14 protein-coding genes and 1 pseudogene are annotated in these 19,804 nt (G+C 68.5%); 2 read left to right on the plus strand and 13 right to left on the minus strand.

What is annotated here, in order from left to right; translation table 11 throughout:
- Window positions 1-38: 38 nt before the first annotated feature.
- Both AB5T46_RS15940 and AB5T46_RS15945 read right to left on the minus strand, forming a co-directional pair.
- Window positions 39-1,220 (minus strand): NHL repeat-containing protein, encoded by a 1,182-nt coding sequence (locus AB5T46_RS15940; RefSeq protein WP_370565029.1) that lies wholly within the window; start codon window positions 1,218-1,220, stop codon window positions 39-41.
- A 63-nt stretch (window positions 1,221-1,283) separates the two neighbouring features.
- Window positions 1,284-3,836 carry a TonB-dependent receptor gene (locus AB5T46_RS15945; RefSeq protein ID WP_370565030.1) on the minus strand — a complete coding sequence of 851 codons (2,553 nt, stop codon included), beginning with the start codon at window positions 3,834-3,836 and terminating at the stop codon, window positions 1,284-1,286.
- Between the two features lie 152 nt (window positions 3,837-3,988).
- On the opposite strand from AB5T46_RS15945, the gene upp reads away from it, so the two are divergent.
- Entirely contained in the window at window positions 3,989-4,621 is a 633-nt protein-coding gene (upp, locus tag AB5T46_RS15950; protein ID WP_370565031.1) for a uracil phosphoribosyltransferase, read from the plus strand.
- A gap of 205 nt (window positions 4,622-4,826) precedes the next feature.
- Here the strand turns inward: upp and AB5T46_RS15955 are convergent, their stop codons facing one another.
- The 8 genes and pseudogenes from AB5T46_RS15955 to rsmD form a co-directional block, all read right to left on the minus strand.
- Complete coding sequence (locus tag AB5T46_RS15955) at window positions 4,827-5,381, minus strand: REP-associated tyrosine transposase (RefSeq protein ID WP_370565034.1); 555 nt, start codon at window positions 5,379-5,381, stop codon at window positions 4,827-4,829.
- A 200-nt stretch (window positions 5,382-5,581) separates the two neighbouring features.
- Window positions 5,582-6,298, minus strand: a complete 717-nt coding sequence (locus AB5T46_RS15960) for a hypothetical protein (protein ID WP_370565035.1) — start codon at window positions 6,296-6,298, stop codon at window positions 5,582-5,584.
- Complete coding sequence (locus tag AB5T46_RS15965) at window positions 6,295-7,188, minus strand: MBL fold metallo-hydrolase (protein ID WP_370565037.1); 894 nt, start codon at window positions 7,186-7,188, stop codon at window positions 6,295-6,297. Before AB5T46_RS15965 ends, AB5T46_RS15960 begins: the two co-directional genes overlap by 4 nt.
- A 307-nt stretch (window positions 7,189-7,495) precedes the next feature.
- The gene (gene ggt, locus AB5T46_RS15970) at window positions 7,496-9,280 is read right to left on the minus strand and encodes a gamma-glutamyltransferase (RefSeq protein ID WP_370565038.1); all 1,785 of its coding nucleotides are present in this window, start codon (window positions 9,278-9,280) and stop codon (window positions 7,496-7,498) included.
- Between the two features lie 143 nt (window positions 9,281-9,423).
- A pseudogene (locus AB5T46_RS15975) lies at window positions 9,424-9,684 on the minus strand (YfhL family 4Fe-4S dicluster ferredoxin); the annotation flags it as partial.
- Window positions 9,685-9,855: 171 nt separating this feature from the next.
- Window positions 9,856-10,341 (minus strand): hypothetical protein, encoded by a 486-nt coding sequence (locus tag AB5T46_RS15980; protein WP_370565039.1) that lies wholly within the window; start codon window positions 10,339-10,341, stop codon window positions 9,856-9,858.
- A 39-nt stretch (window positions 10,342-10,380) separates the two neighbouring features.
- Window positions 10,381-10,884, minus strand: coding sequence for a pantetheine-phosphate adenylyltransferase (gene coaD / locus AB5T46_RS15985; protein ID WP_370565040.1), 504 nt, complete (start codon window positions 10,882-10,884; stop codon window positions 10,381-10,383).
- Between the two features lie 45 nt (window positions 10,885-10,929).
- Window positions 10,930-11,505: a 16S rRNA (guanine(966)-N(2))-methyltransferase RsmD gene (rsmD, locus tag AB5T46_RS15990; protein WP_370565041.1), complete on the minus strand. Its 576-nt coding sequence runs from the start codon at window positions 11,503-11,505 to the stop codon at window positions 10,930-10,932.
- A 122-nt stretch (window positions 11,506-11,627) separates the two neighbouring features.
- On the opposite strand from rsmD, the gene AB5T46_RS15995 reads away from it, so the two are divergent.
- Window positions 11,628-12,650, plus strand: a complete 1,023-nt coding sequence (locus tag AB5T46_RS15995; protein ID WP_370565042.1) for an Ldh family oxidoreductase — start codon at window positions 11,628-11,630, stop codon at window positions 12,648-12,650.
- Between the two features lie 130 nt (window positions 12,651-12,780).
- Here AB5T46_RS15995 and AB5T46_RS16000 read toward each other — a convergent pair whose 3' ends face one another.
- The 3 genes from AB5T46_RS16000 to AB5T46_RS16010 form a co-directional block, all read right to left on the minus strand.
- Window positions 12,781-15,141 carry a beta-L-arabinofuranosidase domain-containing protein gene (locus AB5T46_RS16000; RefSeq protein ID WP_370565043.1) on the minus strand — a complete coding sequence of 787 codons (2,361 nt, stop codon included), beginning with the start codon at window positions 15,139-15,141 and terminating at the stop codon, window positions 12,781-12,783.
- Window positions 15,142-15,181: 40 nt separating this feature from the next.
- Window positions 15,182-16,777 (minus strand): amidohydrolase family protein, encoded by a 1,596-nt coding sequence (locus tag AB5T46_RS16005; RefSeq protein ID WP_370565044.1) that lies wholly within the window; start codon window positions 16,775-16,777, stop codon window positions 15,182-15,184.
- Between the two features lie 95 nt (window positions 16,778-16,872).
- Window positions 16,873-19,644 carry a TonB-dependent receptor domain-containing protein gene (locus AB5T46_RS16010; RefSeq protein ID WP_370565045.1) on the minus strand — a complete coding sequence of 924 codons (2,772 nt, stop codon included), beginning with the start codon at window positions 19,642-19,644 and terminating at the stop codon, window positions 16,873-16,875.
- Window positions 19,645-19,804: the final 160 nt, after the last annotated feature.

Raw genomic sequence — 19,804 nt, forward strand, 5'->3', positions numbered from 1 at the left:
GCCGGCACCGAGCACGCCGCCCCTCCGCCGACACGCCATCAACGCGCGCACCCCGGCAACTTTGCGGCCCTGGCGATCTCCGCCCAGTCGAACGCGACGACACCCTGATCGTCGTGCACGGCATACAGCACGCCGTCGGGGAAGCGTTCGGACGGCACGTCGTGCAGCCAGATGCCGTCGGTGTTGGCGACGGTACGTCCGGTCACCGCGCCGGCATGTTCGAGCGTGTCGCGGTCGAACAGGTGGAACACGGTCCGCGACGGCCCCTGCTCGGTCGTCAGCCACCAGCCGCTGCCGTTCGCGCAGGTCTTGAGCATGATGCCCTCGGCCTGGGCCTTGAACACGTCGCGGCCGACCGTGCGGCCGGCGAACCTGCCGGCGAGGTCGTAGACCTTCAGCTCGTTGGCGTAGGTCTCGTCCTCCTCGGCGATCAGCAGGCGGTCGGTCGCCGGATCGCCCCAGATCGACTCGACCACGCGCAACGCGCCCTCCGGGCCGGTATCGCCGAATGCGCCCAGGCGGGTCACCTCGAACCCTTCGCCCGCAGGCTTCAGGGCGTAGCGATGCACGCGACGATCCAACTTCTCCAGTGGCGGGAGGATGTCCTCGCCCTGCGCATCCTCGCCCTCGTCGTACGAGTCGGTGACATAGACCTCGTAACCGCCGTCGGCGCGGTTGACCCACAATCCATAGGGCTTGACGAGGTCCTCGGCCGCGAACGTGACCACATGCGCGAACTCCGGCAGGCGCAGTACCTGGACACGATGATTGTCGCGCTCGACGACGAACAGCAGCGCCTGCCCCGGGCCTGATCCGGGGTCGTCGACGACGGCGACGCCGTTGGGCCGCTCGAACTGGCCCTCGCCGATGCCGAGGCTGCCGACGCTGCGCAGCGTCTCGCCGGTGGCGCCGTCGTAGACGACGAGGCGGTCGGTCGCCTTGGCCGTCGCGATGACCCAGGTCGTGCCGTCGGGCGCGGTCCACGCAGCGGGCGAGTCGATGTTGTCGTCGGGCGTCAGTGCGGAGACGAAGGCCTCCTCGATGGCCGGCACCGCGGCGCCACCGTCGGGTCGCGCGGCGGTGACATCGGCGGGCGCCTGTACCGCTTCGTGCTCGGCGGCGGCGTCGCCGGTCGCCATGTCGGCGCTGCAGGCAGTGGTCGCGAGCGCCAGCGCCGCCGCAAGCACGCCGGCAGGCAAGGAATACTTGGAGTTGGACATGAAGACTTTTCCTTCGAACGTGACTGCCGGACCGCCGGACCGCCGGCCCGGCGACCGGGGAGATCAGAATCGCAGTTTCGCGCCCACGACGTAAGTCCGGCCGTACAGTTCGTTCTGCAGCGTGTTCGCCGGCGAACCCTGATACAACTCCAGCGGCTCGTCCAGGAGGTTGGAAGCCTCGAAGAAGAAGCCCCACTCGTCGCTGACCTTGTAGTCCAGGGTGAAGTCGAGCTGGGTGTTCTCCGCGACCCAGATGTCGAAATCCGGATCGTCGCTGTCGATCTCGTCCAGGTATTCGCTGCGGTAGACCGCCGCCAGGCGCACGCTCAGGCCGCGTTGCTCGTAGCCGATGTGGGCGCTGTACAGGCGGTCGGACGCGCGCGGCAGCGCAAACTTCTCCCCGGCGCGGTCGACGCCGGGCAGCAGGCTGAACTCGGTGTCCAGCCAGGTGGCGCTCGCGCCGAACAGGAGACCGTTGTCGAAATGCTGCTGCCAGTTCAGTTCCACTCCGAGCACGCTGGCGTCGTCGCCGTTGACCGGCATGGTCACGTCGAAATCGGCATAGTCCGGATGGCTGCGCTCGGAAGTTTCGGCGATGTATCCCTCGATGTCCTTGTGGAAGACGCCGACCGAGAAGATGCCCGACTCGCCGATGTAGCGCTCGGCCGAGAAGTCCAGGTTCCTGGACTTGTACGGGTCCAGGTCCGGATTGCCCAGTTCGACCTCTTCGTCGTCGCGGTTGATCCGGGTCCGCGGCGAGATGTCGCCGAACGACGGACGGGCGATGGTATGGGTGTATGCGCCGCGGAACACCCAGTCGTTCTGCGTATCGTAGCGAAGATGCAGGCCTGGCAGGACGTTGGTGTAGCTGCTGGACACGTTGCGCTTGCCGATCGAGCCGATGGTCTCCTCGTCCTCCAGGTCGACCACGTTGCCGGTCGCCTCGAAATCCGTCGTTTCGACACGGGCGCCGGCGATCACGCGCAGGCCGCCGAAGTCCACGGTACCCATCAGGTAGCCCGCCAGGATGTCCTCGTTGGCGACGTAGTCCTCGATCAGCGAGATCTCGGTGTTCGCCGCCGCGTCCTGCGGCCGCTCCGAATACTGGTCCAGGAACCGGCGGAGATAGTCGTTCATGGCGCCGGAGCCGATGCCGTCCCCCATGTTCCCATGCGCGTAGGAAGGCGGGTTCGAGGTCCAGCTGCCCAGGTTGATGTCGGGACCGACGCGCAGTTCCCGCTCGTCGATGTTCACGTCGCGCTCCCGCCACCGCCCCAGCACGCCGGCCTTCCAGGTCACCCTGTCGGTATCGAAGCGGACATTCAGCGCCGCGCTGTACTCGTCGTCATCGACCCAGATCGGCGCCACCACGAAACGGTCGAACGCGTAGTTGTCGTTCCGCAGCCAGCCTCCGGCCGGCGAATCGGCGATCGTGTACGTCGGGACGGCACTGCGCTGATCCAGGATCAGGGAAACGTCGTCGTCGCCGTCGTAATCGAAGCGGGATTCGACCTCGTCTTCGACCCGCTCCCGCATCTGGGTGTAACCCAGTTTGTAGTCGACCGCGAATGCGTCGAAGCGGTTCTCGCCCCCCGCACTCACCGTGAAGGTCTCTTCTTCCTTGGTGCGCCAGCGCACGCGCCGGCTGAAATCGCCGGGATCGATGCCCGTCACTTCATAGACACCGTCCCCGATCTGTGCGAAGTCGCCCTCGCCCACCGGAACGATGCTGTTCTGGCGCGTTTCCGCATCGGTGAAATCGGTGTACAACGTGCGCAGGTAGTAGCTGCTGCTGTCGTCCGGCCGCCAGTCGAGGTTGAGGTTCACGCCGGTGCGTTCGCGGTTGATGCTGTACTTGCGCTGCTGCACCTCGATCGGGATGAGGCCGTCGGAGACATCTTCGTCCTTGTCGTACTCGACCTCGATATTGTCCGACTCGTAGTTGCGGTCCTGGTAGCTGACACCGAAGGCGACGCCGAAGGTGCCGCCGCCGAAGATGTCGCTGTAGTTGAACGAAGCCTTGGGGCTGGTGATGCCGCTCAGGCTCTGATGGCCGAGTTCGGCTTTCGCACGGATGTTGCGTCCCTCGCGGTCGAAGGCCGATGCCGATTCGATCAGGATGGTGCCGCCAATGGAGTCGCCGGGCATGTCCGGGGTCGGCGACTTGATCACGGTCAGGCGTTCGGTGGAATCGGAGGGGATCACGTCCAGCGGCGCCGCGCGGATCGAATCCTCCGGCGTGCCGACGGCCACGCCATCCACGCTGACGCTGTTCAGCCCGGCATCCAGGCCGCGGACGACGACGAAGCGTCCCTCGCCCTGGTCGCGGGTCACGCTGATGCCGGGCAGGCGCTGCAGCGATTCGCCGACGTTCTTGTCGGGGTACTGGCCCATCGAGTCCGAGGACACGGTGTCCTGGATGGCATCGGAACTGCGTTTGAAATCGATCGCGCGCATCTGCGATTCGAACTGCGGACGCACCTCGAGGGTGTCGAGGGTGACCGCATCGTCGTGGCCGACGGTCGGCGCGGCAGTCGACTGCGCGGAGACAGGATTGGAGGCGGCGGCCACGAGGGCCATCGCGATGGCGACGGGGAGCGGATGGCGAGGGGTCACAGGATCACCGGAAAGTGTGAACAACGGGCGCAAACCCTATTGCCGTTCGATTGCAGGTCCATGACAACCGGACCGCGCCCGCTCGCCATGCGGCTTTGTGCCGCATCATCTTTCAGTCACACTGACCTGGTTCCCTCGATACCGGTCCGCCCATGAAAGTCGTCGAAGTCCGCCATCCGCTGGTGCAGCACAAGCTCGGCCTGATGCGCCGCACCGACAACAGCACCAAGACCTTTCGCGAGCTGTCCGCGGAGGTCGCCACCCTGCTCACCTACGAGGCGACGGCGGACCTGGAGACCGAGGACACCGAGGTCGAAGGCTGGGCCGGCACCGTGCGCGTGCGCCGGATCAAGGGCCGCAAGGTCACCCTGGTGCCGATCCTGCGCGCCGGCCTGGGCATGCTGCCGGGCGTGCTGGAACTGATCCCGGCGGCCAAGGTGAGCGTGGTCGGGATCAAGCGCGACGAGGCCTCGCTGCAGGCGATGCCGTACTACGAGAACCTGGTCGGCGGCATGCGGGACCGCACCGCGCTGATCCTCGACCCGATGCTGGCCACCGGCGGCACCCTGATCGCCACGGTGGAGATGCTCAAGGCCGCGGGCGCGTCGCGGATCAAGGGCCTGTTCCTGGTCGCGGCACCGGAAGGCCTGCGCGCGATCGAGGCGACGCATCCGGACATCGAGGTCTATACCGCCTCGATCGACGAGCGCCTCAACGAGAAGGGTTACATCCTGCCCGGCCTAGGCGACGCCGGCGACAAGATCTTCGGCACCCGCGCCGACTGACCCCCGCCGCGAGCCCCGCCCGTTTTGCCTTCGCCCCCACCAATCCTCCACGCCCCTCGTAGAGCCGAGCTTGCTCGACTGCTCCTGGCTCCGGAGCCGGAAGCAGCGGAGCAAGCTCCGCTCTACGGATGGCCGCGATCTCCGCCAATCCCCCGCACCCCTCGTAGAGCCGAGCTTGCTCCGCTCTACGGAGCAGATATCGTATTTACAGGTCGGCGGCGCGGGAGATCCATCGGCACCCCCAGTACGGATAGGCATCGATGTCGCTGACGAGTCCGCTTCGGATGGGATTCGCGATGAGGTATCTGGCCTGGCGGTCGAGATCGCGCTCGTCGCGTAGACGGTGGTCGTAGAAGCCTGGTTGCCAGACAGAGCCCTGCGACGCTCCGACGGCGTTGATCGCACGCGCGGACCGCGATTTGAACGCCTGCATGCACCGGCTCAGCGAACTCTGCTGCAACTGCAACAGCCAATGCAGATGATCGGGCATGACGACCCATGCGAGGGAAATCAGCGCGCCCTCCTCTGCGCAGAGTTGCAGCTCCCCGACAACGACATCTGCCAGCTTTCCACTGCGAAATAGTTCCCGACGTCGCTCAGTGACCGTCGTCACCACGTAGAAATCGCCGACTCGCGAAATGCGGCCTTTCAGCAGTCGTGGGCTCGCCATGGCCGCAGCATCGCCGGAAGCGGCCGGCGCCGATATCGGCGCAAGGCTGGTTATCCAGTAGGAATTTCCCACGCCGCCGGCCTTCGGCACCCCCGCGTAGAGCCGAGCTTGCCCGGCTGCGCAGGCCCCGGAGCCGAGAGCAGCGGAGCAAGCTCCGCTCTACGGGGCGTCATGTTTCCCGCCGGCCTCCGGGCGTCATGTTTCCCGTCGGCCTTCGGCACCCCCGCGTAGAGCCGAGCTTGCTCGGCTGCGCAGGCCCCGGAGCCGAGAGCAGCGGAGCAAGCTCCGCTCTACGGGGTGCGGCGGCGGCGTTGGCGGTGGCGGATGGCGACCAGGATGGCGACGATCAACAGCAGCAGGCCGCCCACCCACGGCGTGTAGTTGCGCACTTCACCCTCGCCGTCGGCCGGCGGCACCTCGCCGGGGTCGGTCGCCGGCATCTCGGCAGGATCGACCGACGCGTCGGCGACGATCCACGCGCCGTCGCGCAACACCACCTGGCCGTGCAATGGCGGCAGCACGCGCTCGAGCCAGCGGATGCGCAGATCCCCCGCACGCGGTGCGGCCACGTCCTCGGCGGTGGTGAGCGTACTGCCATCGAACTGGAAGGTTGCGGCCATATTCTCCGGCAACGCCTCCGGGACCGGCGTCAGCGGCCGCCAGATGCCCAGCGTTTCCACCGCCTCTTCCGCCAGCGGACGTCCGTCGGGCATCGTCGCGGCGGTCGTCCATTCGCGGCTCGGCAGACGGAATTCGCCGGGATTGCGGTACTGGGGCGGGAACCCGGTGGAATCGATCGGCTGCGCGCTCCAGATCACCACGTATTCCCCGTCGCTGCGCTGCCACTGCGCCATTTCGACGTGGCGGCGCAGACCGAATCGTCGGCTGGCGACGCCGAACTCGTCGTCCACCAGCGCCAGCTCAGCGCGCGGCGTACCGGGCCCCGCCGATTCCTGCGCGAATGCAGGCGAGCACAACAGCAGCATCAGCAGCCAGACGTATTTCATGGATGCAGGACCCTCGCCTTCAACTCGGCCACCTCGTGCGTGGCGCCGAACCGCCCGCGCTCGTCACGGTTCACCCGCACCAGCGCGATCTCCGGATCGTGTGTCAGGAACAGATGCACGTCGCGCGCGAGCTTGTCTTCCAGGAAGGCTCGCTTCTCGTCGATCAGCAGTTCCGGGTTGCGGTCGTAACCCATGGTGATCGGCACGTGCATCCACGGCCGGCCGGGCACCAGGTCGGCGCAGAAGGCGACGCCGCCGTGCGGGCGGCCGTCGACTGCGATCCCGGGGCCGTGGATCTCGGCCAGCATCATGCCCGGCGTGTGGCCGTCGCTGTAGGTGAAATGCACCGCATCGCCGAGCAGCGGCGAGCGGTCGCCGTCGACGAACTGCAGCCGGCCGCTGGCTTCCAGCAGTGCCGGCAGTTCGGGAATGAAGCTGGCGCGGTCGCGTGGATGCGGGTTGCGTGCGCGCTGCCAATGCTCGCCACCGGTGAGATAGGTTGCATTGGGGAACAGCAGCTCGGGAGCGCGGCCTTCGCGCCAGGCGGTCAGCAGGCCGCCGGCGTGGTCGAAGTGCAGGTGCGAAAGCACCACCACGTCGATGTCCTCGTGCGAGAAGCCGGCCGCCGCGAGCGAGTCGAGCAGCACGTGGCGCTCTTCCACGACACCGAAGCGCTCGCGCAGCTTCGGCTCGAAGAACGCGCCCACCCCGGTCTCGAACAGCACCGCCTTGCCGTTGAGCGGCTTGACCAGCAGCGCGCGGCAGGCCAGCGGAATGCGGTTGTGCTCGTCGGGCTGCGCCCATTTCGTCCACATTGCGCGCGGCGCGTTGCCGAACATCGCCCCGCCGTCGAGCTTCTGGGTGTTGCCTTCGATCGACCAGAGTTTCATGGCCGGAGTGTAACGCCGCGGGTGTGGAGAAGGCCGCAACGGCCCGCGCTGCATGCCCGTGCGCCGGCTCGCAGCGGGCGCTTCCGCCTGGCGCTGGCGCATCCGCGCCGCGCATCGCCCCGGATCGGGAAATGCGGGAAGGTCCATCGCGGCGGGCGTCCGACGGTGCGGGCGTCGCGACTGCCGTCGCTCCCACAAAAAAGCACCGGAACCTCGTGGCGGACACCGCGGCTGCCGCGGTCTCCACGGGAAACTGGCTCGTCTGCGGGAATGGCGGCATGCCGCCGCCGGGTGGCCGCACCCGCGGCTAGTCGGCCGCGGCGCGCAACTCCACTTCCGCCTTGCCGACCGGGTTGCGCGGGTCGCTGCCGCCCTCGAGGGTGTTGTCGCGAAGGTCCCAGGCGACGGTCTGCAGATTGCCCCAGACATGGCTGGAGGTGCGGCCGCCGGCCTGGCGCATCTCCGCCTCCTCGTCGGGAGCGTCGACTTCGTGGCCCATCGCCCGCAGCGCCCGCACGGTTTCGGCCGAAAGTGCGCCGCCTTCCGCCGAGATCCGGTCCGGAATCCACTGGTGATGGAAGCGCGGCAGCGCCGCCACCGCCTGCGCATCCAGCCCGGCGTCGTAGCCGAGCATGCCCAGCAGCACCATGGTGATGATGCGGGTGCCGCCGGGCGTGCCGAGCACGGCGATGCGGTCGTCGGACACCATGAAGCTCGGCGTCATCGAACTGAGCATGCGCTTGCCGGGCTCGGGCGCGTTGGCCTGGAAGCCCATCACCCCGAAGGCGTTGGGGGTGCCGGGCTTGAGCGCGAAGTCGTCCATCTCGTTGTTGAGCAGCACGCCGGTCCCCGGCGCGACCAGGCCGGACCCGAACAGCAGGTTGACGGTCTGGGTGGCGGCGACGCGGTTGCCGTCGGCGTCGATGATCGAGAAATGCGTGGTCTCCTCGTCCTCGAGCGGGGTCGGCTCGCCGGAGAGCAGGTCACTCGGCGTGGCCTTGCGCGGGTGGATGGTGGCGCGCAGGCCTGCGGCGTAGTCGCGGCTGGTCAGGGTGCGCATCGGGATCTCGACGAAATCGGGATCGCCCAGGTAGAAGGTGCGGTCGCGGAACGCCCGGCGCATCGCCTCGACGGTGAGATGCGTACGCTGCGCCGGGTCCAGTTCGTCGAGGTCCCAGCCGGCGAGGATCTGCAGCATCTGCGCCAGCGCCACGCCGCCCGACGACGGCGGCGGCGCGGTGACGATCTCCCAGTCGCGGTAGCGGAAGCGGATCGGATCGCGCTCGGCCACGCGGTAGCCGGCCAGCTCGTCCGCGGTCCACTGCCCGCCCTCCGCGTTGACGCCTTCGACCAGCAGGCGCGCGGTCTCGCCGCGGTAGAAGCCGTCGAAGCCCTGCGCCGCCAGCCGCTCGAGGGTGCGCGCCAGGTCCGGCTGGCGAAAGAGATCGCCCTCCTGCAATCCCCGGCCCTCCGGCGCATACACCGCCCGGGTGCCGGGATAGCGGTTCATCACTTCGCGCCTGCGTTCGTAGCCACGCGCCATGCGCCCGTAGACCGGAAAACCCTCGCGGGCGACGCGGATCGCCGGTGCCAGCGTGGTCCGCAGCGGCAGCTTGCCGTAGCGCTCCGCCAGGTGCACCAGCGCAGCCGGCAGGCCGGGGATGCCGGCGGCCCAGGGGCCGTTGGTGGCGCGGTCGCTGTCGAGTTCTCCCGCCTCGTCCAGGTAGCGCTCCATCGTCGCCGATGCCGGCGCGATTTCGCGCGCGTCGACGAAGACGTCACGGTCTTCATCGGCCTGGTGCAGCAGGAACAGGCCTCCGCCGCCCAGGCCCGAACTGATCGGTTCGACCACCGACAGCGTCGACGACACCGCCACTGCCGCGTCGAAGGCATTGCCGCCCTCGCGCATGACCTGCAGCCCGGCCTCGGTCGCCAGCGCGTGCGCAGAGGCGACGGCGACGCCCGGCGGTTTCTGCGTTTCTGGACGGCTTCCGTCGGCCGCCTGCGGCGGCGTCGCGGCTTCCTGCGGCACCGCCAGCACGGGCGCGAAAGCCACGACCAGCAGAAGGGCGAATTTGAACAGGTGTTTCATGCGGTCTCCTGCGGCGTGTTCGCGCCGTGGCTTCGATCGAGTCGTCAATGCCGTCCCCGTCCCTGGCCGGCTTCCGGATCGTCCGGCCCGGCCGTCCCGGACCGGGCGCCCAGGGTCGCAGCCGACACCGACGGGACATCGGCCGGGCGCGGCCCCTCGCCCTCCTGCAGCCGGCGCAATTTCGCCAGCAGCTGTGGTTCGGATTCGGGGAACTCCGGATCCGGATCGATGCACTCGACCGGACACACCGCGACGCACTGCGGCTCGTCGTAGTGACCGACGCATTCGGTGCACCGCGCCGGATCGATGACGTAGATCGTCTCCCCCTGCGCGATCGCCTGGTTCGGGCAGGCCGGCTCGCAGACGTCACAGTTGACGCAAAGGTCGTTGATCTTCAGCGACATGAATTCTGGACGACGCCATGGAGGGGTTTCGAGGCCGCCGGACAGGGGGCCGGGGCTTGGGCTCGCCCGGCACCGGACGGCCTCGCACGGTACCCGGAACCTGCCGGTGCAGGGAAACGCGCCCGATCCCGGCGTGAGCCGGGACCGGGCCGGACTGCGGATACGTGCAGCCTACTTCTCGACGAGAACGTATTCGACACCGGCCGGCGTGACGGCCTGTTCCACGCGTGCGCTGTCGGCGGCGTCGCCGATGAACAACACGCGCACGCCGTTCATGCTCTTGGCCGGCACGCCTTCGAACGCGCTGACCACCATGTCGGCGACGCGGTTGGAGTCGGGACCGGCGTAGGCCAGCATGTTGCCGCGGACGATGCCGCGGGCCACGTCGATCCTCGCCTTCTCCTCGAGCCGCTCGTACTGGCCCTCGAAATCGGCGATGCCGTCGTCCGGCACCAGATAGATGTAGGGCTGGTTCTGGATGCCCTCCATGTGCCGCGGCACCAGGTCGGACAGGTAGGCGCGCCACTGCGCGCTGTCGCCGTCGGTCGGCGCGGTCATCGGCGCCTTTTCGGCCTGTTGCGTCTGCCCTTCGTTCTGGCAGGCCGCGAGCGGCAGCACCAGGCAAGCCGTCAGCAGCAGGCGGTGAATGATGTTCATGGTGTTCCTCCCCGTTTTTCGTATGGTCGTCATGTTGTCTCACGCATCGGTGCGCTGCCATTCGGCCTGCAGCGCTTTGGCCACCGCCGCCGGCACGAACGCGGAAACGTCGCCGCCGAGGCGGGAGATTTCGCGGACCAGCGAAGAGGATATGAAGCCGTATTGTTCCGCCGGCGTGAGGAACAGCGTCTCGACCTCGGGGATCAGATGCCGGTTCATGCTGGCCAGCTGGAACTCGTATTCGAAGTCCGACACCGCGCGCAGCCCGCGCAGCAGCACCCCGGCGCCGACGTCACGCACGAAATGCGCCAGCAGCGAGTCGAACCCGCGCACCTCGACGTTGCCGTGTTCGGCGAGCGCCGCGCGCGCCAGTTCGACGCGCAACTGCAGGTCCAGGGTCGGGCTCTTGGCCGGGCTCTCCGCGATCCCGACGATGATCCGCTCGAACAGCGGCGCGGCGCGATCGACCAGGTCCACGTGCCCGTTGGTGATCGGGTCGAAGGTGCCGGGATAGACCGCGATGCGGGTGCGGGCCACGCTCATGGGTTGTGTCCGTCGTCGGGAAGCCGGATCGTTCGCGCAAGTGTATCAGCGTCGCACCACGGCCCGATCCGCGGCCCGGCGATACAGGGCATGACGCGCTTCACGGCTGCGGCCCTCCCGATGCGGCAGCCAGCCCGCGTCCGGCTCGATGCCGGTCTCGACCGGCGACTCGAGGTACAGCCATGCCGTGTCGGCGAGCCATGGCGGCAAGGCCGCGAGCACCGGCTGCCACAGGGCCGCGTCGAACGGCGGATCGAGGAACACGAGGTCGAAGCGGCCATGCAACGGCGCCCGCAGGAAGGCCGACGCGTCGCCCCGCACCACGCGCGCCTGCGCGCCCAGGCGCTGCACGCTGGCCTCCAGCGCCTGCGCCAGGCGCGGATCGCGTTCGACCAACAGGGCCTCGGCCGCGCCGCGTGACAGCGCCTCAAGCCCCAGCGCGCCGCTGCCGGCGAACAGGTCCAGCACGCGCGCACCGGGCAAGGCCGGCTGCAACCAGTTGAACAGGGTTTCGCGCGCACGGTCCGACGTCGGGCGCAAGCCGTCGGCATCGGCGACCGGCAAGCGGGTGTTGCGCCACTTGCCGCCGATGATCCTGACCTGTCCCGGAGCGCGTTTCATGCGTGCATTGTGCAACGTGCGGCGGCCAATGCCATCAATCCGGCACAAATCCCGCGGGAGCCGCCACCCGCGATCCCGGATGCGTATAGTCCCGTGCTGGCTTCGATGCGGTGCACTCTCGAATGGATACGACGCAGACGGTTTCGCTGTCCCTGGAGGAATCGGCAGGACTGGTCTCCGGCATCCTCCGCCACGCTGGTTTCAGCGAACGCCACGTGCGCACGCTCACGGACACCATGGTCGCCGGCGAACGCGACGGCTGCGCCGCGCATGGACTGTACCGCACCCTGGTCTGCGTGCATTCCCTGCGCAGCGGCAAGGTGGTCGGCGATGCCGAGCCGGTCGTGCACGACCAGGCGCCCGCCATCGTGCGCGTCGACGCGCGCGGCGGATTTTCCCTGCTGGCGTTCGACGCCGGCCTGCCGCACCTGCTCGACAAGGCCCGGACCAGCGGCCTGGCCGCGATGGCGATCAACCGTTGCGTGCACTTCTCCGCGCTATGGCCGGAAATCGAGCGCCTGACCGATGCCGGGCTGGTGGCGCTGGCGTGCAACCCCAGCCACGCCTGGGTCGCACCCGCAGGCGGTCGCGTGCCGCTACTGGGCACCAATCCGTTCGCGTTCGGCTGGCCGCGGCCCGATGGCCACCCCTATGTCTTCGACTTCGCCACCAGTGCGGTGGCGCGCGGCGAGATCGAGCTGCGCCGGCGCGCCGGCCAGCCGCTTCCCGAAGGCGTCGGCATCGATGCCGACGGCCAGCCGACAACCGATCCGCAGGCAGTGTTCGATGGCGGCGCGATGCTGACCTTCGGCGGGCACAAGGGTTCGGCGCTATCGACCATGATCGAACTGATCGCAGGCCCGCTGATCGGCGACCTGACCAGCCTGGAATCGCTGCAGCACGATGCCGGCGCGGGCGCGTCCCCTTATCACGGCGAACTCGTGCTCGCGCTCGATCCGCAGCGTTTCCTCGGTGCCGACGCCTCCGCCCACCAGGCGCGTGCGGAGGCCTTCCTCGCGGACTTCGCCGGCAGCGGCGCACGGCTGCCCTCGCAGCGGCGCTACCAGGCACGCCAGCGAAGCCTCGCAGAAGGCGTGCGCATCCCGGCGAACCTGCATTCCGAGCTGCTCGCACTGCTGGACTGACGTTTCGGCGCATCCGTGCGGGCACAGCTCTCGTAGAGCCGAGCTTGCCCGGCTTGCGGGCCGACGACGGCGGAGCAAGCTCCGCTCTGCGGGAAGACGCGGCGGCATTCTGATGTGGGCTTGGCCCGGATCAGGCCTCCAGCAGCCAGCTCCCGAACACCGGACCGGCCGAATAACCGGCGTCGGGCTCGATGCGGACCCGCCAGCCATCGGCTGGCGGCGCCCTCAACGCATCAGGCAGCGGATACTCGACCTCGACGAAATCATCGCCGCGTCCGCCGTCGAGCACCTCATGCGCGATCGGCGTGCCGTTGACCGAAATCGTGAACCGGCGTCGGTGTTCCTCGCCCCAGTAACGCATCCGCAGGAAGCTGGCGGCACGCTCGCCGCGCAGCGTGAATTCGAACGCCCCCCCTGTGCGGGCATCGCGTCCGGACTGGCGCCGATAACTGACCGCGTAGGAATCCCCCGTGGACGCGAACGCATGCGCCCGTTCGCTGGCTTCGTCCCCCGGCACGATGCGGTCCAGGCTGCGCCGGTCGAGCGCCTCGGCCTGCTTGCGCCGCGCCGCCTGCGCGGCCTCCCAGGCACGCCGGGCCTCGGCATCGAAATGCCGGAAATAGACCGCATACCTGCGCTCGTGCAGCGCATGGAACGGCGCGAACGCCAGTCCCCGGGGATGCGAAGGCAAGTTGACCGACAACCGGCCGTCCTCGCCCGGCGGGCCGAAGCTGCGCTCCACCCCGGCCGGTAGCCAGGGTTCGATACCATCCCAAGGCTGATCGGCCGGGCCGAGATCGGCCGCGAGCACGCAGGGCCCGCGTCGCAGCGAGACCAGCGCCGGATCATCGCCGCAGGGTTCGACCAGCACCGGCAGGGTGAATTCGATTTCGATCCGGTCGCCGTCCCGCCACTCGCGCTCGAGCAATGCATAGCCGTTTCGCCTGGGGGCGCCCACCTCATGGCCATTGACGAGGATCCGCGCCTGGCCTGCCCATGACGGGATGCGCAGCTGCACGCTGCGCAATGCACCAGGCATGGCCGAGACGACCTCCAGCGCGACCTGTCCGGCATCGGGCAGGGTCGAGCTCATCCGTAGCGACAGCCCCCGTTCCGCGTCCTCGAGCGTGGACGGAATGTACAGGTCGACCGTCAGGTCGCGGCCATCGAAACCGTAGATCGCATCGGAGAACTGTGCATGGCTCTCCATGCCGGTGCCGACGCAGCACCAGAACTCGCCCTCGGGCTCGGAATACTTGCGCGCCTCGCCGCTCAGCATCGGCGTCATGTAGGTATAGCGCCCGCCGTCGGGATGCTGCTGCGACAGGATGTGGTTGTAGAGCGCGCGCTCGTGGAACTCGACATGGCGCACATCGCCGGACCAGCGGTGCAGGTAGCGACCGAGCCGCAGCATGTTCAACGTGTTGCAGTGCTCGCAGGTCTGCTCGGTGACGTACTTCGAAATGGTGTCGGGCGTCTGGAAATACTCGCGGTCGGAATTGCCGCCGATCGCGTAGCTGTGATGGCCGGTCACCCGCTGCCAGAAGAACAGCGCCGCAGCCGCGTCGCCGCGGTCGCCGTCGAGTTCGAATCCGCGCGCCGCGCCCAGCAGTTTGGGAATCTGGGTATTGGCGTGCAGGCGGTTGAGCCGATCGTGCCCGGCCGCCAGCGGATCGAGCACCACGTCGTGGCGGAAACGCCGCGCCAGTGCCAGCCAGCGCGCGTCGCCGGTCCCGGCCGACAGTTCGGCCAGGCTCTCGGGCATGCCGCCGAACTCGCAGTCGAGCACCTGCTGCATCTGCGCATGGTCCAGCGGCGCCAGCTTGCGCTCGACGTAGCCGGCCAGCCCGACCGCGACTTCCAGCGCGTCCTGATTGCCGCAGCAGCGGTGCGCGTCGAGCAGGCCGGCGAACAGTTTGTGCCAGGTGTAGAAGGGCGCCCAGCTGCCGTTGAGCCGGAACGGCAGCGCGCGGATGTCGCCTCGCGAGACCTCGTCGAACACGACCCGGCCACCTTCGATGGTGCCGTCCTCGCGTTTGCGGGTGAAGCCGGCCACGTAGCCGTCGCCGCCGGCCTGCTGGCAGCGCTTGAGTTCGGCGACGATCGCATCGGCGCGCGCCTTGCACGTCGCATCGCCGTCGCCTTCGTGCATCAGCGCCAGCGCACTCAGGTAATGCCCGAGGGTGTGCCCGGCGATGGTGTCGCTTTCCCAGCCGCCGTAGACCTTGCCCTGCGGCGGCAACCCGGCCTGGACGTGGAAGTTGTGCAGCAGGCGGCCGGGATCGAGCCGCATCAGGTAGCCGCGGGTCGCGGCGACCGCGTCGGCGAACATCGACGGCAGCAGGCGCACGCTGCCCGGGGCGGGCCTTGCGATCCGTCCGGGCGCGAACGCCAGCACCTGTTGCGGGAAGCCCATCCATCCCGCCGCGATGGCCGCCACGCTCCAGGCCAGCAGGCGCCTGCGCCCGGCATCGATGTCCATCGCCTTCATCTGCGTGCCCCTCCGCTTGCCTCGTCGCGCCATCGCCGCCTCACCGCTCCGCATCGACCACCGGCATCGGGCCGTCGGGCAGGCCGCGCGCGGCCTTGGCCTCGCGCACCATCCGGCGCACATCGGCCCGCAGCGCCGCCGCGTCGTAGACGATGCCGTCCTTGATCGTGTAGTCGATCCCGCCGACCTGCTCGACCCGGCCGGTCGCGTCATCCAGCCGGATCGTACCAGTGCCCAGCAGCAGCTTCAGGTTCGCCAGCGGATTGCCGCGTACCAGCACCAGGTCGGCCTTGTGCCCGACCCGCACCGTGCCCACCTCGTCCGCGCGCCCGATGATCTTCGCGCCCATGCCGGTCGCGGCATGGATCACTTCCAGCGGGCTGAACCCGGCCTCGCGCAGCAGTTCCATCTCCTGCACGTAGCCGAAACCGTACAGGTTGTAGATGTAGCCGCAATCGCTGCCGATCCCGACCAGCCCACCGCGGTTCTTGTACTCGTCGACGAAACGCATCCACAGGCGGTAGTTCTGCCGCCAGTCCATCTCGCGCTCGGTGGTCCAGTCGAACCAGTACGAGCCGTGGTGGTGGCGGCTGGGACGGTAGAAATCCCACAGTGCCGGCAGGGTGTACTCGGCATGCCAGGTCGCATTGGTCATCCGCATCAGATCGCGGCTGGCCAGATACGCGGTGAAGGTCGGGCTCAGGCCGAAGCCGCGCTCGAGCAGGGTGTCCATCACCTCGTTCCAACGTTCCGATCCGGGCTCCGCGGCCTGCTGCCACAAGCGGCCGGCCTCGGCGAAGCGCATCTGCTCGTCGGTGTTGTTGAAACCGGCCGGCCAGCGCTGCAGGCGGCGATCGGTGAACATCGCCTCGGGCAGGCCGTACCAGTGCTCGATCGAGTCCAGGCCGCGCGCCGAGGTCTGCAGCACGTTGGCATAGGCCACCAGCTGCTGCGCATGGTGCATCGTGGTGCGCATGTCCAGCGCCTCGGCCTCGTCGAGCGCCGCATAGAGCACGTCCTCGGGGATCGAGCCGATGAACTTGATGCCGTCGGCGCCGCGCCGGCGGGCCTGCCGGACCGCGTCGCGCGCGGCCGCCGGGTCGTGGATGCCTGGCCGGATCGCATTGAAGAACGGATAGACATCGATCCGCGGCGCGACGATCTCGTTGCGCTCGCTGCGGCGCTTGACATCGACCAGCCATTCGATCGGCCGCCCGCTGCCGAGTTCGCGGACGCTGGTCACCCCGTGCGCCAGCCACAGCTTGAGCACGTACTCGGGCGGCACGCCCTGGGCGTCGTCCAGGGTGTGCAGGTGGACATGGGTATCGACGAAGCCCGGCATCAGGGTGAAGCCGGTGCCGTCGATCTCGCGCTCGCCGGCGTCCGCCCGCTTGTCCGGCTCGATCGCCCCGGGCGCACCGATCGAGAGGATCTCGGTGATCCGGTCGCGCTCGACGACCACGTCGAACGGCCCCTGCATCGGCGCACCGGTGCCGTCGACGACATCGACGTTGCGGATCACCAGCCGCGCGTACGGCCCCTGCCCGGCATCGCGCGCGGGAATCGCCTCGCGCGTATCGGCGGCCAGCACCGGAACAGTCATCGCGCCGATGGCCGCGACCAGGCCCGCCAGCATGCTCCCAACCCGCCTGCGTACCGCCCGCATCGCGTTCTCCTGAAAGGACATGGAACCCGTCGCGGGCCATCCGCCATGGACGGCCCGCACCTGGATCAGAACTTCACCCGCAGGCCGAAGAAGTAGCGGCGCCCGAGCACGTCGTAGACGCCGACGTCGGTGTTCGCATCGCCGGCCAAGGCGGTGCCGAGGACCGGCGGCTGGCGGTCGAACACATTGTCGATGCCCGCGAACAGCTGCAGGTGCTCGTTGAAGTCGTAGGCGGCGTTGGTGTCGAAGTACCACTGCCGCGGCGACTCGGTGACCGCAGCGGTGATGCCCGGCCGCAGCTCGAACTTGTCGATCATCCGTCCCTGCAGGCGCAGCGACAGCGGACCGCTGCGGTAACCGGCCGACAGGTTCAGCTTCAGGTCCGGGATCATGATGTTGCCGGTCCCGCCGCCGCAGCCGCCGCCCATGTAGCCGGCGCAATCGAGTTCGCCCTGGTCGGCGATGACCTCTATCGAACGCTCGAACAGCCAGCTGGTCAGCAACGCCAGCGAGACCCGTCCGTCGTCGCCGCCGATCCCCCACGGCACCGCGAAGCCGTAGTCGACCTGGAAGTCCAGTCCGCTGGCCTTGAGCAGTCCGATGTTCTGCAGCGTCGAGCGCACATCGTCGATCTGGCCGTTGGGCAGGCGCACGATCGACTGGCAGCTCGGCGCAGTCGGATCGACCCGGCTGAAGCAGTCGGCAAGCATCTGGTTGGCGGTGATGCTGGTGATCGCGTCCTCGACCTCGACCTCGAAGTAGTCGACCGCGAAGTTCAGGCCCTCGGCGGCCGGGATCGAGAACACCGCGCCGATGGTGAAGGTCTCGGATTTCTCCTCGGTCAGGTCTGGATTGCCGCCGGTGGTGCGTTCGAACCCGACCGAGCCCTGGGTGAAGTTGGGCAGATCGGCGGCAGGCACACCTTGCTGGATGCACAGCTGCTGCTGGGCCGCGGTCGGGTTGGCCGCGGCCGTGCAGGGATCGACGCCGGCGGTGAAGCCGCGCGTCCGCGGCGCGTACAGTTCGTTCAGGCTCGGCGCACGGATCGCGACGTTGAACGCGCTGCGCAGGCGGAACCAGTCGCTCGGCGCCCACTCCGCACCGAGCTTCCAGGTGTTGACGCCGCCGATGGTGGAATAGTCCGAATAGCGCGCCGCACCCTCGATGGCGAGATCGTGCGCGAAACGCGCGCCGGCGAGCAGCGGCACGCGGAACTCGGCGAACAGCTCCTTGACGCTGTACTCGCCGGCCATCGGCGACTGCGAGGTCGCGCCATAGTCGCCGGACACGTCCATCGCGCTGGGCTGGAACCGGTACTCGTCCTTACGGTACTCGGCGCCGAAAGCCAGTGCGACCGAACCGGCCGGCAGATCGAACAGCGTACCGCTCATCGAGGCGCCGGCCACCGTGCGATCGAAGATCTCGTAGCTGGTGCGCTGCGGGGTCAGGAACGCCGCCGCATTGGCGTTGATCGAGCCCAGTCCGAAAATGCTCGCCGGCACGCAGCCGCTGGCCTGATTGACGCAAACCAGGTTGCCGTCTGCATCCACCGTGGCATCCAGCGCCTGCGACAGCCGCGCTTGGTTGATCTGGTTGTTGTTGGCGGTGTCGGTGCGGGTGCGCTGCTCCTGCATGAAGGCGTCCCAGCGCCACCAGTGGCCGCCGCCGGCCTCGAAGTCGCCGCGCAGGCCGCCGACCAGGTTGTAGCTGACCCGCTCATAGGTATAGAAGCGCGGCCCCAGTTCGTCGGCGCGCCGGCCCGAACCGACGATCGCCGCGACGCCGTCGCCATCCGGATCGAAGATGTGGACGTTGTCGGACAGGAACTGGCGCACGTTCGGCAGCAGCACCGGGTTGCTGGCGTAGTTGGGCACCAGCAGTGTCGATGACGGCGCGCCCGGCGTGACCGGCGTGAACGAATCGGGGGCCTGCTGGTACTCGTTGCGGCTGTTGGAGTAATAGGCCTCGCCATAGGCCTCGACCGCATCGTTGATCTTGTAGTTGGCCAGCGCGGTGACCTGGGTCCGCTCCAACGGGCGCTGCAGGTAGTTCAGGTCCGCATAGTTGTAGGCGTCCTGCGGGCTGCAGTACGGCAATGGCGTTCCGCCCTCGCCGAAACGGATGCCGGTGATCGCGCTGCATGCCCCGGAGGGGGCCAGGTCGACGCCGACCAGCGAATCAAGCTGCGCGCCGCTGAGCCCGATCCGGGTGCCCGGGACCGAACCGGAGCCACCGGGCACGAGTTCGCCGCCGACGGTATCGAGCGGCACGCGCGAGAAATCACGCCGGCCTTGCAGTACGGCGTCGCGTTCGGTGCGGCTGATCGACAGCACGGCGTTGCCACGATCGTCGGCGAAGTTTCCGCCGATAGTCAGGTCGAACTTGTCGTAGGCGCCGTCACCTTCGGCGGTCTGCCCGTGGGTGTATGCCGCTTCGAGTCCTTCGAAGTCCTCGCGCAGGATGAAGTTGACCGCACCGGCGATGGCGTCGGAGCCATAGACCGCCGAGGCGCCGCCGGTGATGATTTCGACATTCTCGATCAGCGCATCGGGAATGCTCGCCAGGTCGACCACGCCATCGGAATTGGCCGGCATGAAACGGCGGCCGTTGACCAGGGTCAGCGTGCGCGTGGCGCCGAGGCCACGCAGGTTGGCGGTCAGCACGCCGGAACCGCCGCCGTTGTTGACGCTGGAAGTATTTCCGGCTGCGAGCTGCGGAAATTCGTTGAGTACAGTCTCGATCGTCGCGCTGCCCGACATCGCGATGTCTTCACGGGTCACCACCGTGGTTGGGCTGGGTGCGCTCAGATCGCTGCGCGCCAGGCGCGATCCGGTCACGGTGACCGTGTCGAGATTGGAAACTGTCGCGCTCCTGGATTCCGTTTCCGGCGTGGCAGCCTGCTCCTGCGCATGCGCTGCGCCCGCAACCAGCGAACCGGCGACCAGGATGCACGCAACACTGTCCGCCAGGGGGCGCCTCTTCGGCGGTTGCGGCAGA

This window comes from Luteimonas salinilitoris (assembly GCF_041300785.1).
Classification (GTDB): Bacteria; Pseudomonadota; Gammaproteobacteria; order Xanthomonadales; family Xanthomonadaceae; genus Luteimonas; species Luteimonas salinilitoris.